The following is a 15,313-nucleotide window of genomic DNA, read 5'->3' as shown; positions in this document are numbered from 1 at the left end:
GCCTGCCACAGGCCCAGGGCCGATCACAACTGGTCCTGGTCGGCGGCTACGCCGGGTCCGGGAAAACGTTGCAAGCCCTCCAGGGCTGATCACGACCAGGCCGGGGCTCTGCGTGCAGGATGCCGTTTCCGGTTGCAAGCCCTCCAGGGCTGATCACGACGGCCCACGGCGCCGGCCCCGAGATCCGCGGGCACCGGTTGCAAGCCCTCCAGGGCTGATCACGACCCGAGTTGCCGCCCTTGGTGTACACGGTGTCCCCGTGTTGCAAGCCCTCCAGGGCTGATCACGACCGCCGAGGAAGCGGAAGCCAAGTGGGGCCCGAAGGTGTTGCAAGCCCTCCAGGGCTGATCACGACCAGCCGCATGACCAGTGCCTACCAGCAGCAACTCGTGTTGCAAGCCCTCCAGGGCTGATCACGACCGCTGACCGCTCCGAACGAACCCGTCGGGCCCACGTTGCAAGCCCTCCAGGGCTGATCACGACCCCCTTTCTCAGCCGGTGGAGCGGGTCATCGTCCACTGTTGCAAGCCCTCCAGGGCTGATCACGACGGCGGCTGCCTGAGCGGCCTTCAAGCCAGGCTTTACGGTTGCAAGCCCTCCAGGGCTGATCACGACCGCGGAGCGGGCCCGCCAGGAGGCGGACCGGCTGCGGTTGCAAGCCCTCCAGGGCTGATCACGACGGGGTAGTCCTCCTCGGGGCCGGTGCGGTCGGCCGCGTTGCAAGCCCTCCAGGGCTGATCACGACCCGAGGGTAAAGCCCAAGGTCAGCGCACCTACGGGCGTCGCCGTAGGCGACGGAAGCGCGGCGACCGGTCGGTACTGCAGCGGCACTGGTCACAGGATCTCGCCCGGCCCGCCGAGGGTGGCGCCGAGTGTTGCCCTCTCGATCATGTCCGGGGAGCGGGCGGTGTAGGTGACGATGCTGTCGTAGCTGGGGTCGATCACGCTATTGAGGGTGTGGGTGAGGGCGCGGTACTGGGCGGCGGTGAGTTCGCCGTGGAAGACGCTGCGCTGGGTCCAGTGGAGGTACTTGCGGCAGGTTTTCAATACTTTCGGGTTGCGTTCGGCTGCGGTGTCGTAGACCAGGATGACGAACATCGGCGGCTACCACCAGGGCCGGAAGGGCTTGTACGGCGTGCCTTCCAGACACAGCCGGACGAGCTTGAGTGCTTCGAGGTGGATGAGCTCCTCGTAGCTGACCTTCCGCTTCAGCGTCCGGTGGTGCACCGTCGTCGCGAGTTCCTCCCGAACCAGGGCGGCGATCTTCTTGCGGCCGTCCGCGCTGAGTGCGGCGCGGCCGACTTCCGTCTCGAAGTCGCTGGGTTTGAGGTGCTTCTGGCCGGCGGCCCGTCGCAGTAGCCGTTCGGCGAGCAGGGGTTTGAAGGGTTCGGCGAGGTCGAGGGCGAGGGTGTTGCGGCGGCGGTCGGTGTCGCTGTGCAGGAAGCCGATGGCGGGGTGGAGCGGGGTGCTGCGCAGGGCGGTGAGGACGCGGGCGTAGGTGAGGGCGTTGAGGTAGCTGATGAAGGCGTTGCCGGCGTTGGTGGGTGGTCGGCGGGTTCGGCCGTTGAGGCGGAGCCAGGCGGGGAGGCGGGTGTCGAGGACGGCCCAGGCGGTGCGGCGGAAGTTGCCTTCCTGGCCCATGAGTTCGTCGGTGTCGTGGCAGTCGGGCAGGGCGGTGCGCAGGGTTTCGAGTGCCGGGTCGAGGAGGTCGGTGTCGAGGGCCCAGCGGAGGTTCTCGGCGGTGGCGAGGAGGAGTCCGCGCGCGACCGGGAGGCGTTGCGCGGGGTCGCCGGTGATCTCGACCTGTCGGCGGAGGACGGTGGCGGAGGACATGGCCTCGGCGGGCGCGAAGTGTCCGGCGTAGTTGCCGTAGTGGTCGAGGATGTGGACGGTGACGCCGTGGCGGCTGAGGAGGGACATCACGGAGGTGTTGAGGTCGACGTGCTCGAAGGCGACGAGGTCGCGGATGTCCGTGATGGGGATGCGGACGGGGCTGCCGTCGGCACGCTCGATGCGGATGCTGTCGTCCTCGCGGCGGATGCGGCAGGGTCCGGTGAGCCAGTAGGTACGGCCGACGGCGGGCATCAGTCTCCCCAGCAGTAGTCGAGGTAGGAGCAGCCGCGGCAGGCGGCGCGGGTCCGGCGGTCGGGGGGTTCGGCCGAGGCGATGACGGCGCGGGCCTCGTCCTCGGCGGTCTCGGCCGCTTCCCGCGCCTCTTCGTTCCAGGGGACATCGGTGGTGCGGCGGATGAGGGGGTAGTGGACGGTGCCGCCGCGCACGTTGACGCCTCGGCGCTCCAACAGCAGGCAGTAGTGCCGGACTTGGGCGTCGTGGGCGGGCGAGGGGCTGCGGGAGGACTTGGTCTCGTGGATGACGGCCCCGGCGGTGACCCAGTCGATGCGGGCTTCGCCGAGGTCGACGTCCCGCCGTCGCGTGAACGTGGTCTCGCTCACGACCTCCCCGAAGGCGACGAGGTCGCTGCCGCCTTCGGGCCGGTAACCGCGCATGTAGAGCCAGAGTTGGCGCGGGCAGTGGCGCAGGTACTTGATGTGGACGCCGCCGAGGCCCTGGTCGTCGCCGAGTGGACTCGCAGGGATGGGTTTCACAGGATCGTCTCCGTTTCGGCGGGCGGGCGGAGGCCCAGGACGGGGTCGTACTCGCCCTTGACGAGATGGACGCCTAGCGACCGGTCGAACGCGTGGCTGTAGGTCTTCAACTGCCCGTAGCCCAGCGGGATGAGCAGTCCGGCGGCGAGGAGCGGGTCCGCCTTCCTGCCGACCGCGAGTCGGCGGTACTCCTCGGTGTCCTCCTCCAGGAGCACCTCCACGGTGTCGAAGCGTTCGCCGAGGGACTTCGCGTACTCGGTGCGGTCGTGGAAGGGGTCGGCGAAGGTGAGGAACTCGGCGGTGAACCCGTCGCGGGCCTCCCGAGCCCTCTCAGCCCACTTGTGGCCCCAGTCGGTGTCGTAGGCGAGGGCGAGGAGGCGGTCGATGTCCTGTTCGCTGAGGTCGGTGGCGCCTTCCACCGCCAGGGTGGTGAGCGCCGACCAGGCGGCCTCCACCGCGCCCTGGTCGTACGGGCGGTGGCCGTCCGTCCGGTGGACCCGGAACTCGACCGCCCCGTCCGGGTGGAGGCCCCGACGGTTGACGCGTCCGGCGCGCTGGGCGACGGCCTCGATGGGGGCGTTCTCCACCGCGCCCCGGTCGAAGTCGAGTTGCAGCGAGACCTCCACCGTCTGCGTGGCCACGACCAGACCGCCTCGACGCGGCGCGTCGTCGGACCGGCGCTCGCGGTGGCGTTTCAGGAGTCGGCGTTCGATCTCGTCGCGGTCCTTGTTCTTGAAGCGCGAGTGGAGGAGCAGCGCGGCGTCCGGGTCGTCGGGGTGCTGCTCGCGGGCGTGGTCGGCGAGGGCGGCGAAGAGGGCCTGCCCCGCAGCAACCCTGTTGACGACCGCCAGCACGCTGTGCCCCTCGTCGATCCACCCTTCCAGCCGCGCGATGCTCTCCGGGTCCGTCAGCGCGAGCTCGTCGACGACCAGTCGGTGCCGCACCGGCGCCGTCCCGGGCTCGGCCCGGTGGCAGGTGACGGGCTGGTGCAGGCTCTCGTCGACGATGGTCAGCAGCGGCGGGGCGAGAGTCGCGGACAACACGGCGATCCTGCTGCCGAGTTGTTCCCACAGCCGCATCGCGGCGCAGAGCCGGCCGAAGGTCTCGGGGTCGTAGGCGTGGAGTTCGTCCAGGACGAACAGGGAGTTGGCCTGTTCGAGGAGGACGGAGGAATGGGTGGGCCCGGCGATGGCGGCGGCGAGGAGTTGGTGGGGCGTGGCGACGCGCAGGCGTTGGGTGAACAGGCGCATGGCGTTGGCGCGGGCGCGGGCTTTGCGGGCGTCGTCCTTGGTGGGGCCGCTACAGCAGTCGTCCTCCGACGCCTCCGTGAGGAGGGTACGGGCGAGGGCGCCGTGGAGGAGGCCGATGTCGGGCTGCTTCTCCCCCGCGGCCGGGTGGAGGGTGTGCTGGAAGCGCCGTCGGGCGGCGTTGAGGGAGGCCCGGTAAGGCAGGGTCCATACCACCCTGGGCATGCCCGCCATCGTCGCCAACTGCCGGGCAGCCCAGGAGAGTCCGGCTTCGGTCTTGCCGCTGCCCGTGGGGGCGATGAGGACGAGGTGGCCCACGGTCGTACCGGCGTCGTGCTGGTGCCGGTGCGGCGGGTACGGGAGCCGCGCGAGGTAGTCGGTGGACAGCGGCATGTGGGTCTGGAGGTCCACGTGGGCGGAGCCTGCGTGGTCGGCCAGGGTGAGGGCGCCCTGGGCCAGGACGGCGAGCAGGCCCTGGTGGGCCTTCACCGGGAGCCTCCAGGCGGTGAGGACGTCCTGGAGGAGCAGGCGGGCCCGGTCGGCGAGCACCGGGTCGTTCGGCCCCGGTGGTGCGGGTTCGGTGCCGAGGGAGCCGGCCAGCCAGGCCAGGAGTTCCTGGTGCAGGCCGCGCGGGACCTGCGGCCGTCGGCCGTCCGGGCCGGGCACGTGGCCGAAGGCCTCGTCCCAGCGGGTCCGTTCGTTGTAGAGGCGGGACAGGGCGGGCTTGCCGCCGCCGAGGGAGGACGCCGCGTGGAGCGGCCGGTGGTGGCCGGCGACGAGCGTGGCGATCAGCAGGCGCTCCTCGCTGCCCCACCCCGCTGCCAGGGCCAGCAGGTCGACGTAGGCGAGGGAGAGGACCTCGTGGCGCTCGCCCCAGGGTTTGCCGCCGGGTTCGACCTGCCGTTGGAACAGTTCGGCGATCTTGCCCGCGTCGTGCAGCAGCGCCGCGACGCGTACGAGGCCCCAGAACTGCGGTTCGGTGGCGATGACGCCGGCGGCCCCGATGCGCGCCTCCAGCTGCGCGACCGCGTCGTGGACGGTGCGCAGGTGGGTGGTGAGGCGTTCGGGGTCTTCCCGGGGCAGCGACTTGGCCCGCAGGTCGGTGAGGGCGCGCCTTCGTGGTGGGGCCAAGGGTGGGGTCAGGGGGTCAGCAGCCATACGGCCTGGGTGTCCTCGTTACTGGTGGGTGCTTCTCGGTAGGCGCCGCGGACCGGTGCCGCCCCGGCGGGTTCGTCGCACCACAGGTACGGCGACCAGCGGGTGGTGAGGCGGTCGGCGGAGACGGTGTCGGCGAGGCGGTGCTCGTGGGCGGAGGGCACGTCGTGGCCGTCGGCGGGGGCGAGGGCGTGGCCGACGACCGCCCGCTCGGCGGGTTCGAGGACGACGTGGGCCAGTCCGGTGAGGTGGACCAGGTCCTGGGAGCGGCCCAGGCGCAGGGCGTGACGAGGCCGGCGCAGCGCCCGGGCGAACCGGTCGCCGTCCGCTCCCGGTTCGGGCAGCCACAGGGTCAGGTGGACGTCGGCGAGGAAGGGCCGGTCCTTGGCCGTCGTGCCGCCCTTTCCGGCCCGGATGCGGCCGCCGGCGGACGGGTTGCTGCCGTCGGCGGCGATCGGATGGTAGGTCTCGGTGTCGGTACCGTGGCCTTCCGACCAGGCCGCCATGCCGAGGACGAAGGGTTCGGCGTACGCGCCGGTGGCGGCCGCCAGCAGCCCGCGGACGGTGGACGGCGGCGGCACCGGGAGAACGCGGGTGACACCGGGGAACAGCGGGTCCCGGAAGGAGGCCACGGGCGCGTGGAACGTCGCACGCAGGGCCCGTACCGGCCCGCCCGGTGGCGCCGGGGTCATCGCGGCTCCGGGTCGTCGAACCAGCCGTCCAGCTCGCCCGCGCGCAGTTCCTCCGCCAGCTTGAGCAGAACAGTCCGGGGGTGGTCGACGACGATGGTGCCCTCGGCCAGCTGCCGCTCGCACTGCTTCTCGAAGTCCTCGCGCGCCTGGTCGCGGAAGCCGGGCCGCCAACCGATCCGTACCGGCCCCTCCCACTCCCCCGCCCACGCTTCGAGCTCCTGGACCAGGACGTCCCCGCGCACCCGCACCCCCGTGTCGGGGTCGCTGTCGATCACGTGGCCCAGCGGGTTGATGCCGCCCTTGAAGGGGACCAGGACGATCAGCGCGGGCACCCGGTCGCCGTAGTGCAGGGCCTGCTTCGCCCCGCCGCTCAGGTGCGCGATCGCCTCGGGCAGCAGCGCGGCCCGGCGGCGGCGCTCCTCCAGCGGCAGCCGTACAGCCGGCTGGTCGCGGAACGATCCGGTGGTGGCGCCGAGCGCGGCGGCCTCCGCCACCTGGAGGGCCTGCTCCTGGGTGAGGTAGTTGGGCCGACCCACCCCGTCCGCCCCGGGCAGCGTGAACGTGCCGATCCTCGGAAGGTCGAGCAGGAAGGGCGCGGCGAGGTCGGCGGTGTAGAACTCGTGGCCGTGCAGGACGGGTTCGGTCACCCCCCGGGACATGACGCCGAAGTCCTCGGTCGGGTAGGCGGGTTCGACGGACATCAGGGTGCCGAGCATGAACGGGCTGTCGCGCAGGGTGGTCGCCGCGTCGTCCTTCCTCGAACCCGCCCGCATGTAGCCGAACAGGTCGTCGTCCGGGTAACGAACTGGATCCGCCTGGGTGTTGGCCTTCTGCGCCTTACCCTGCGCCTTGCCGACCCGGGTGACGGGGGACGGTACCGAGCCGCGCTCGACCATGGTCTCCCGGATCCAGCGACGCGCCGCCTGCGCGGACACGTACGGGTACTTGCGGCCCCTGATCCGCGCGAACTTGACGCGGGACACGGTCTCCTCGCTCCGCCCGTTGTTGGGTGCCCCGGCCTGCACGGAGAGCACCATCATCCCTGCCAGGTAAGCCATCTACGCCTGCTCCATCTCGTATGCGTCGTACTCGTCCTCGGCGCCCACGCCGAACGCCGGTTGCTCCGCCAGCTCCTCGATCTCGCGTTCCTGCTGCGGGTCGGGCTCCTTGCCGCTGATCGCGACCCCTCGGCGCTGGAGCATCACCGACACCAGCGCGAACAGGAGCATCCGCTGCTCCCAGGCGCGCGACTGGCGCCCGATCAGCGGCTTCCACAGCTCGGGGCCCGCCAACGGCGTCTTGTTCCCGTCCAGTTGCAGACGCGTGTAGGCCTTCACCATGAGCGCGCCGAGCTGGTAGTCGTTGAGCGCGGCCCTGCGGTACTCGGCCAGGCGCCCGCGCGAGCCGTCCTGGGCGATCCAGTCGGCGATCAGCGTCGCCACCGGTTCAAGATCCGTTTCCATTCCGAAGACCTCCTCGGCGTAGGTGAAGGCAAGCCGGACCAGGGCCTCGCGGTCGTCGACGCTCCACGCGCCGTCTGGATCCGCGAGGAGGCGGTGCACCTGCCCGAGCAGCGGGCGACTCCGCCCGTCCTCCGCCTCGAACAGCAGCCGCGCCGCCTCGCTCGCGCCGCTCCTCCCGGCGTCCGGCCGGGCCAGGACACGACGCAGCAGGTGCCAGCCACGGCGCAGCGGTGCGTTGCCGTCGACGGTGGCGAGGAAGGCCGGGACGGCGCGCCGGGTGCGGGTCACGCGCAACCAGGGCTCCTGGTTGTCGTTCTTGAAGCTCCACAGGGTGGTCGCGCACAGGCCGTCGGTGGCGTCCCGCAGCGCGGCGAGGACGACGAGCTCGGGCCTGGCCCCGGCGGGCATCCCACTGAAACCGGCCTGCATGACGCGACGGGCACGCCGTACGTTACGGCGGGCGAACTCCCTTTCGGTATCCTGCTCTTGGCAGGACAAGACGGTGGCCGAACCGGCCGTCACCCAGGCGCCGTAGGGCAGCGTCCACATCGCGATCCGGCACCCCCGGCAGACCGGCCAGCCGGGGACTCCGGGCGGCAGGGTGTTCAGGGCCTTGCTGGTGTCGTACAGGGGGAGGTTCGACTTCGCCCAGACCACCACCGTACCGGCGCCGCAGAACGTGCACGGCCGCACCGGCCCGGACTGCGGGGCGTCCGGGGCGAAGAGCCTTTCGATGTCCGGCCTCAGCACGTTCGGGTCGGAGGGCCGCTTGCTGTGTGTGGCCTTCGAGTTCGGGTACAGCGCGAACAGGACCTTCCACCAGTCGTAGCGGCCGCCGCTGTCCTTGGGTGCCGTCGCGGCCGCCAGCACGTCCGCCACCAGGGTGGACGCCATGGCGTCGAGGTCTGCGGCGCTCACCCGGCCCGGGCCGTCGCGCTCGGCGATAACGGCCACGGCCCAGGCACCCGCCCGCTGCAAGGGATGACCGGACGCGACGAGGGCCGTCACCGTACCCACCCGAAGCCCTGGATCGTGTCCAAGCCCAGCCCCCAGGAACGGATCGCGTTCACGAACCGACCGTCAGCCTCCATCGCCACCCGCACCCGCGCCCCGATCCGCGGCGCCCCACGAACCGTGAACCGCCGCCGGGGGCCCGCCTCCAGCACCCGCAGACCGTGCGGGGCCGGCAGGCCCAACACGTCCGCCTTGTGCGCCAGGTTGTGCTGGAGGCGGTCCAGGTAGTGCTCGTCGCCCGGGAGCAGGTTCCAGCTCTCGTGCTTGAGCACGACCGGCGTCATCGTCTCCAGTTCCACCGGCCCCTCCCCCGCCGGCAGCAGCGCATCCATGTCCACCGCGACCCCGCGCACCCGCAACCGCGTTGCGCCCCACACCAGTTCATCGGCCGCGGCCAGCGCGCGCACCAACACCGAAGCGATCTCCGGCACCGGCGACCCGAACCACACCGAACCGTCCCGCGACGTGGAGTACACGCCCCGCTTTCGCGGCGCCCCCAGAAACAGCGGCCCGGCCACCCCCACCGGCTTCAGCGGCTTCCCCCGCCACCCGCCGTCGTGCAGGGCCTGTGCCAGGGCCTCGTCCTGCCCACTGAGCAACCCGTACACCACACCCCGCGCCGCCCCGTGCACGTCCTCCCACCGCACACTCGACGCATCCGGTGTCACATCGACCCTCACCCGCACCAGACTCTCCCGACCCGCGTGCCGCAACCCGAACACGCCGCAAGCTAGTCGGGCGTGAACGATCGACACCGCATTCCTCACGATTTGGAGCAATAGCCAGTCATATGTGCTAGAGGCCCCGGCGTCACCGCCGCCAGCCTCACGACGGGAACAGCGTCCACCCTCAGAGGCAGCAGACCCAAAACGCCCTGACCTGCGACGATGCACTACCGCCGAGTCGCCGCAACGGCTTCGCCGCACGCCAACCGCGCACGTCGCTGGGCCTGGTGCTTTACCCTCGGGTCGTAATCAGCCCTGGAGGGCTTGCAACGCCGTGGTGGGGTCCGCCTTGAGGCCGTCCGGGGTGGTCGTAATCAGCCCTGGAGGGCTTGCAACACCGGAGGTCCTGATGGCCAAGAAGATCAGCAAGAAGTCGTAATCAGCCCTGGAGGGCTTGCAACCCGCCGGCTACGACTGGACGACCCGCCTCACCCCCGGTCGTAATCAGCCCTGGAGGGCTTGCAACGCTACAAGGCCTCCGCCTGGGGCGGCCAGCTGTCCCGTCGTAATCAGCCCTGGAGGGCTTGCAACTTGTAGGCGGCCATGCTCCACGCCCGGGTCTCCCGCGTCGTAATCAGCCCTGGAGGGCTTGCAACGGGATCAAGGAGGCGAGGCCCCGGGACAGAGGCTGGGCGTCATAACCAGCCCTGGAGGGCTCGCAACACGGTGTGGGTAATGCGGTCGGCGCCGAGCTTCATGTAGTGATCAGCCCTGGAGGGCACGCAACGGGGCGAACGGGCTCACGAGGCTCTCCCGATAGGGGCGGTGATCGTTGCTGAGCTCCGACGAAGGCCGCTAGCCTTGGCGGGCCGACGCTAGTTCGGTGCCGTCGTGGCGCCGGTCAGGTTCGTTCTCATCAGCCCTGGAGGGCTTGCAATGAGCGCGCCATAGAGTTGGTCGAGAGGCTGGCGGCGGTGAAGTCCTCGGGCGGAAACCGCCGCTGGCCAACACGCTCATCCGAACCAGTCCCGGCAGCTCCGCGACCAACGCTCAGGGTCGACGTAATCACCCATGAGCGGTGCCACTCCACTCCGGGTGCCGCTGCTCCCGAACTTGCTCGCAGGTTGATTTCATCGGAGCGAGTTATTTAGTTCGTCGATGAGCTCACCGGCATCGCGAGGGCTCATCTATCAAGAGAGGCGTCCCACGATCGGGTGACATCAGCCCCGGGCAGGACTGCTCCCAAACCACACTCATCATCCGATATTTAGCCTCTCACCTGCGGCTTTATCAACTGTCGGATGCGGTAGCCAAGTCCAGCGGCCAGCGGGCCTCGGGCCGATCTATGAACAGCCAACCGATACTGGTGCTGCCTTGAGCGCGAAGACCCCAGCACCACGCGCGGCTTGTCGCCAAGGCCTCTGTCCCGTGGGGGGGATGACCAGGTGAACGTCTCGGACTCCGTTCTCGTGCTCGTCGACGCGCTGCTGGCCGCCGTCGTGCCGGGCGCTGCGGTTGCCCGCGTAGCGCCATCCGCAGCGATGCGTCCGGGTTGGCACCGCGAGCGGCGCGTTCAGGGACCGCAACCCCTCACCCCGCTGTGCGCCCGCCGGCGGCGGCTGGAAGCCCGAATAGATCCTCCGCCAGCTGCCGCGTGCGTCCTGAGGTCGGGGACCGAGGGTGCGCCGGAGCCGCTGGCCATCGCCTGTGGAGTCGCCCGGCTCCGGGTGCCTCTGGTTCCCCGGGCTCCCGGGAGGGCCGACGCGGCCGGTCGTTCCGGGGTGGGCGCCCACAGGCTGGGTGTCGGCCCGGCCGCGTGATCTACACCCCTCCAGCTTGTCGATTCACTGGAGGATGGAAGTGCGGTTCATGGAGTTGCTGTGGCAGGACGAAGCTGCGGTCAAGGTCGCGGGAGTAGTCCTGAGCATCGTGTTGGAGTGGTCCCTTCAGTTCATCAAGGGCCGCGCCAGGCGGCGGGCGGATCTGCCGCCCGGCACAGCGGTGGAGCCGTCCGTACGGCGTCCGCGCCGTACCCGGCGGTCGTCGCGTCGGGTGGCCGAGTTGAAGCGGTCGAGGGCTCGGTTCGCCCGTGCCCCGAAGCCGCGTCCGGAGGGGGTGGCCGGAGCAGTGCACGGCAGCGCCGGCCCGGGCAGCGCCGCCGTCCCGGCAGGCGTGCCTCTTGACGGCGGGCACGATCGGTCGGAGTGCCCGGAACTGGATGCCGGGCGTTCCGTAGAGCCGGTTGCAACGCCGTAGCGGGCTGCCAGGGTACAGAGTGGCCTCCAGCCCGCCCACCGACGGGTTACACGGGAGTGTGCGCCGGCGGCTCCGGAGGATGCAACTCCCCTGCCGGGGCGACATACTGGACGTCCCCCTGGGAAACCCCGGGCGTGCGGCTTCGTTCGCACGCCCGCACCCTGCCTTCTCTGATGCACCGCCAGGGGTGATCGGCGGGTACCGGCCCCGGAGGTGCGGGCACAAGGGGACCAGGAGACTCCGTGGATCGTGCGGGCCCGTCCGTGGTTCCGTTTCGTCGTCGTCCATCGTGCCTGCGGTGCGGCGCTCCCGTGCGCACCGTGCGGGCCGGGCGCTTCCGCTCGGGCGGCCGGGCGTGCTGCTCGGGGTGCCCATGGCGTTGTGCTGCCAGCTCGCGGCGGCGGCTCCCGCCCACCCCGCGTCCCGAGGACGGCGGGCTCCCCGCCCTGGCCGACCAGCCCCACGGCCAGCAGGCGTACGGCAAGGCTGACATCTACCTCTTCAAGGTGCCCGAGGGCGTCACCTCGCTGAACCTGTACGCGCTCGGCCCGGGGGGCGGGGGCGCGCCCGGTGGCGGAGGTGGGGGTGGGGGCGGCGGAGGAAGCGGTAACTGGACCTTCCTCGGCAGCGCCACGGGCGGCGGCAGCGCCGGAGGGGCCGGTGGCGGCGGCGGGGGCGGCGGAGCGGCCCTGGCCTGCAACGCCGTGCCGGTGACCCCGGGCATGCGCCTCGTGGTCATCGTCGGCCGGGGCGGCGTCCCCGAAGGTCGGAGTGGCGGTGCAGGCGGTGGGGGCGGTGCGGCGGGCGCCACTCTGCGCCCGGCCGAACCCGGTGCTGCGGGGACGGCGGGGTCCGTCGGCGCGAGGCCCCGCAATGGCGGGGACACCTTCGTCCGCGTTCACAACGGTTCTGCGATCGCCGGATCCTCCGGGGCGGGGACGGAGGCGTGAGCGGCGGCGCGGGCCGGGGCGGTGGCGGCGGCACCGGCGGCAGCAGCGGCGGGGCAGGGGCGGGAACGGCGGCGCACCGCCGCCCGGCCCGGACGACCAGTCGGGTACCGGTGGCGGCAGCGCCGGGAGCACCACTGTGAGCACCGGCGGTGACGGGTACGTCCCGATCATCTGGTAGCCCGCCGCCAGGGCGTGTCCCGCCCGTTCCGTCCGCACACCCACTGCGCGGACGGGACGGGCGCGGTCGCGACGGGCCTGGTCGGCGGCGGTGCGGCCGTAGGACGGTGGCGACAACGCGGCCGGGACCGGGAAGGCCCTTGGCGCGTAAGGCGGTTATGGGCAGCGGAGCAGGGCGGGGCGGTCGCGGGTGCGGACGGCGGGGAGCCAGGCGGGGGTGTGGCCTGGGAGGCGGATGCGGTACCAGAGGGTGGAGGTGAGGTCTTCCTCGTTGATGACGGGGAGGCCGGTGGGGAGTTGGCAGTCGGCGTCGAGGGTGTCGTTGTGCCAGACGCGGACGGGGCCGACGTTGTCGGCGGTGTAGGGGCGCAGGGGGTCGACGGCGAGGCCGAGGCTGCACTGGGGGTCGTGGTCGGTGCGGTCCTGGCAGCCGCGTTCGGCGTTGAAGACGCGGACGTGGGCGGGCTGTCCGGGCGGCGGTTCCGGGTGCGGCCAGAGGGCGGTGGCGGTGACGGCGGCCGTGGCGCAGGAGGCGAGGGCCAGCAGGGCGGTGCTCGGACGGCGCGGGCGGCGCGGGCCCCGGTCGGCGCGGATGCGCGCGAGCAGGCTCTCCGCCGTGTGCGGGGCGCGGGCGGCGTGGGTGGGGGCGAGGCAGTCGGCGGCGAGGGCGCGCCAGAACGGGGGGACGGCGGCGGCCAGTCGCAGGGCGGCGCGGCCTTCCGCGTACTGTTGGGCGGCGGCGCTGCGGGCGGTGGGGGTGACGCCGGGGAAGGGGCGGCCGCCGGCGGCGAAGACCTCGTGGATGACGATGCCGAGCGCCCAGATATCCGCTGTGGTACGGACTTTGACGCCGTGTTCGCCGAGCGGTTCCGTCCAGCGTTCCGGCGGGAGGTAGTCGGGGGTGCCCATCGGGGAGCAGTGGCCGTGGGTGCCGGTGAGTTCGATGGCGAGGCCGAAGTCGGAGAGGCGGACCTCGCCGTCGGCGCCGATGAGGACGTTCTCCGGTTTGAGGTCGGTGTGGACCCAGCCGGAGCGGTGCAGGTGGGCCAGGCCTTCGCAGATGCCGGTGACGATCCGGGCGCCCTCGGCCTCGTCGACGCCGAGGGCGAGCAGGTCGCGCAGGGTGCAGCGGGCGCGTTCCATGACGAGGACGATCGCGCCGTCGAGGGTGGGCTGGTCGGGGGCGGCCAGGACGAGGGTGTCGAGCAGCCGGACCAGTCGGGGGTGCGGGGCGGTGCGGCCCAACTCGGTTTCGCGGCGGGCGGCTTCGGCGACCTGGCGGGCCTGGCGGGGGGCGAGTCCGGCGGTCGGCAGCACCTTGAGGGCGACCGTGCCGTCCGCGTCGTCCGCGCGGCCGGTCCCGCCGTCGGCCCGGCGGGCGGCGTAGACCGTCGCCCAGCCGCCCTCGCCGAGCAGCCCGGTGACGGTCCACTCGCCGACCCGGTGGCCGGCCGGCAGCAGTTCCTCGCCGTCCCCGGGGAAGTCCTGCTCGGGGACGGCCTCGCTGGGGACGCCCTCCCTCGGGACGACCTCCCCGGGAAGGGCCGGGTCTTGCGGCATCTCCGCCCCTCCCTACCGTCCGGTGCGGGCGGGTTCGGGGGCCGGCAGGAGCGCGAGGTGTTCCTCGCGGACGATGCCGAACTTCAGGGCGAGCCCCACCACGGCCTCGCGTTTGCCGCTGCGGCGGTCCGCGCGGTCGCCGTCGGGCAGGTCGATGCGGAGCTTCTCGTCGGCGAGGTAGTCGAGGTGCGAGCTGACGGCGCGGGCGGTGAGGCGGGCGCAGGCGGGGTGGCCGTGCAGCCGGGCGACCACCTGCGGGGTGGTGGGGACGGCGGCCGGGGAGCGGTCGCGCAGCCACGGTTCGCAGAGTGCGACCAGGACCAGGAAGTAGGTGGCGGTCTCGTCCAGCGAGTACGCCGTCATGGTGCGGCTCTCCCGGGAGCCACCGTGGGCGTCCGGGTCCAGGTAGACGTGGTCGGGCGCGAACACCTGGAAGGAGAGCGGGGTTTCCCGCCGGGAGGGCAGCACCACCCGGGAGAACTCGAAGGGGATCGGCGCGCCGATCCGCCGTGGCGGCACCCGCAGGTACTCTCCGGCGCCCTCCGGGTTCTCCACCAGGTAGGCGTGGGTGTTGCTGAGGTTGCTCAACTGCCAGTGGTCGTCGGTCGCGTGGATCTCACCGGCCAGTCGGGAGACCGTCTCGTCGCCGAGGCGCAGCTCCACGGGGGTTCGGGCGGAGCCCCGGCCGAAGCGGGCCCGTTCTCCCGGACCGAGCCGTAAGGTCACCGTGTCGTCGCCGTTCCCCTCCGGCAGGTGGACGACAATCCCGCTCACCGTTCCTCCGTCCCGCGCACCGCTCCCCCGTTTCGCGCGCCGGCTCTTGCCGGACGGACGAACGGTACCTCTTCGCGTACGACAATAAACCGGATGCCGCAGGCTACTTGACAAAACGGGAGCGGAGGGTACAGGCGTTCGGTCAGCGCATCGGCGCCCCCGAACGCACGGGTGCCCCCGAACGCACGGGTGCCACCGCACCCATCGGCGCCCCCGACCGCAGCGGCGCCACCGGCCGGTCGCCGAAGGCGGCCCACGGCCGCCAGCCGCCACCGGGCCGGTCCTGGACGCGGGTGCGCACCCGGCCGTCCTCGGCCACCGCGAAGACGTGCAGCCGCCCGGTGGAGTCGGCCGCGGCCGAGGGCGGCGCCGCGAGCACCAGGCCGGGCTCGCCGAAGTCCTCGCCGAGCACGTCCGTCGGTGCCCAGGCTCCGGCGGGCTCCGACTGCCAGCGGTGGGCGAGGCGTTCGCCGCCCGGGGAGAGGGTGAAGGCCTCCAGCCGGCCGTCCGAGCCGGCGATCACCGGCGGCGCGGCGGTGGACCAGCCGAGCAGCGGCTGCCAGGCGTCCCAGCCCCCGCTGGGCACCGACTGGCGGCGGTGGAAGGCGGCCGTGCCGGACGGGGCGATCGCGGTGACGTTCAGCCGCCCGGTGCCGTCGCGGGCCACCCGCGGCGCGGCCCCGGCGGGCGTCCCGAAGCGCTCCCAGGCGGACCAGGCGCCGCCGGGCGAGGTCTGCCAGCGGTGCAGCAGCGC

Annotated in this window: 10 protein-coding genes, 1 pseudogene and 2 CRISPR repeat arrays; all 11 genes and pseudogenes read right to left on the bottom strand. The window is 72.3% G+C overall.

Features of this window, described 5'->3' with window-relative positions:
• Positions 1-67: 67 nt before the first annotated feature.
• A CRISPR array of direct repeats spans positions 68-745; the repeat unit is 29 nt; unit sequence GTTGCAAGCCCTCCAGGGCTGATCACGAC.
• An 89-nt stretch (positions 746-834) separates the two neighbouring features.
• The gene (cas2, locus tag ACFU7Z_RS21575) at positions 835-1,098 is read right to left on the bottom strand and encodes a CRISPR-associated endonuclease Cas2 (protein WP_380778965.1); all 264 of its coding nucleotides are present in this window, start codon (positions 1,096-1,098) and stop codon (positions 835-837) included.
• A gap of 6 nt (positions 1,099-1,104) precedes the next feature.
• On the bottom strand, positions 1,105-2,085 hold the full coding sequence (gene cas1b / locus ACFU7Z_RS21570; protein WP_380778963.1) for a type I-B CRISPR-associated endonuclease Cas1b: 981 nt from the start codon (positions 2,083-2,085) through the stop codon (positions 1,105-1,107).
• Positions 2,085-2,606 (bottom strand): CRISPR-associated protein Cas4, encoded by a 522-nt coding sequence (locus ACFU7Z_RS21565; protein ID WP_380778961.1) that lies wholly within the window; start codon positions 2,604-2,606, stop codon positions 2,085-2,087. The genes cas1b and ACFU7Z_RS21565 overlap by 1 nt, the downstream gene beginning before the upstream one ends.
• Entirely contained in the window at positions 2,603-5,011 is a 2,409-nt protein-coding gene (cas3, locus tag ACFU7Z_RS21560; RefSeq protein WP_380778959.1) for a CRISPR-associated helicase Cas3', read from the bottom strand. The genes ACFU7Z_RS21565 and cas3 overlap by 4 nt, the downstream gene beginning before the upstream one ends.
• Complete coding sequence (gene cas5, locus ACFU7Z_RS21555) at positions 4,993-5,700, bottom strand: CRISPR-associated protein Cas5 (protein WP_375877056.1); 708 nt, start codon at positions 5,698-5,700, stop codon at positions 4,993-4,995. Before cas5 ends, cas3 begins: the two co-directional genes overlap by 19 nt.
• Positions 5,697-6,758: a type I-B CRISPR-associated protein Cas7/Cst2/DevR gene (gene cas7i / locus ACFU7Z_RS21550; protein WP_380778956.1), complete on the bottom strand. Its 1,062-nt coding sequence runs from the start codon at positions 6,756-6,758 to the stop codon at positions 5,697-5,699. Before cas7i ends, cas5 begins: the two co-directional genes overlap by 4 nt.
• Positions 6,759-8,117, bottom strand: coding sequence for a hypothetical protein (locus tag ACFU7Z_RS21545; RefSeq protein WP_380778954.1), 1,359 nt, complete (start codon positions 8,115-8,117; stop codon positions 6,759-6,761).
• A 50-nt stretch (positions 8,118-8,167) separates the two neighbouring features.
• Positions 8,168-8,932, bottom strand: coding sequence for a CRISPR-associated endoribonuclease Cas6 (gene cas6 / locus ACFU7Z_RS21540; RefSeq protein ID WP_380778952.1), 765 nt, complete (start codon positions 8,930-8,932; stop codon positions 8,168-8,170).
• Between the two features lie 212 nt (positions 8,933-9,144).
• Positions 9,145-9,629: direct repeats of the CRISPR family, unit length 29 nt; unit sequence GTCGTAATCAGCCCTGGAGGGCTTGCAAC.
• A 2,752-nt stretch (positions 9,630-12,381) separates the two neighbouring features.
• On the bottom strand, positions 12,382-13,785 hold the full coding sequence (locus tag ACFU7Z_RS21535; protein WP_380778950.1) for a serine/threonine-protein kinase: 1,404 nt from the start codon (positions 13,783-13,785) through the stop codon (positions 12,382-12,384).
• A 12-nt stretch (positions 13,786-13,797) separates the two neighbouring features.
• Positions 13,798-14,559, bottom strand: coding sequence for a serine/threonine protein kinase (locus tag ACFU7Z_RS21530; protein ID WP_380661166.1), 762 nt, complete (start codon positions 14,557-14,559; stop codon positions 13,798-13,800).
• Positions 14,560-14,701: 142 nt separating this feature from the next.
• A pseudogene (locus ACFU7Z_RS21525) lies at positions 14,702-15,313 on the bottom strand (hypothetical protein); the annotation flags it as partial.

The organism is Kitasatospora sp. NPDC057518, from assembly GCF_042802075.1.
In the GTDB taxonomy this organism is placed as follows: domain Bacteria; phylum Actinomycetota; class Actinomycetes; order Streptomycetales; family Streptomycetaceae; genus Kitasatospora.
The sequence above is the reverse complement of the archived record's forward strand: the minus strand, read 5'-3'. Positions and strand labels throughout refer to the sequence as shown.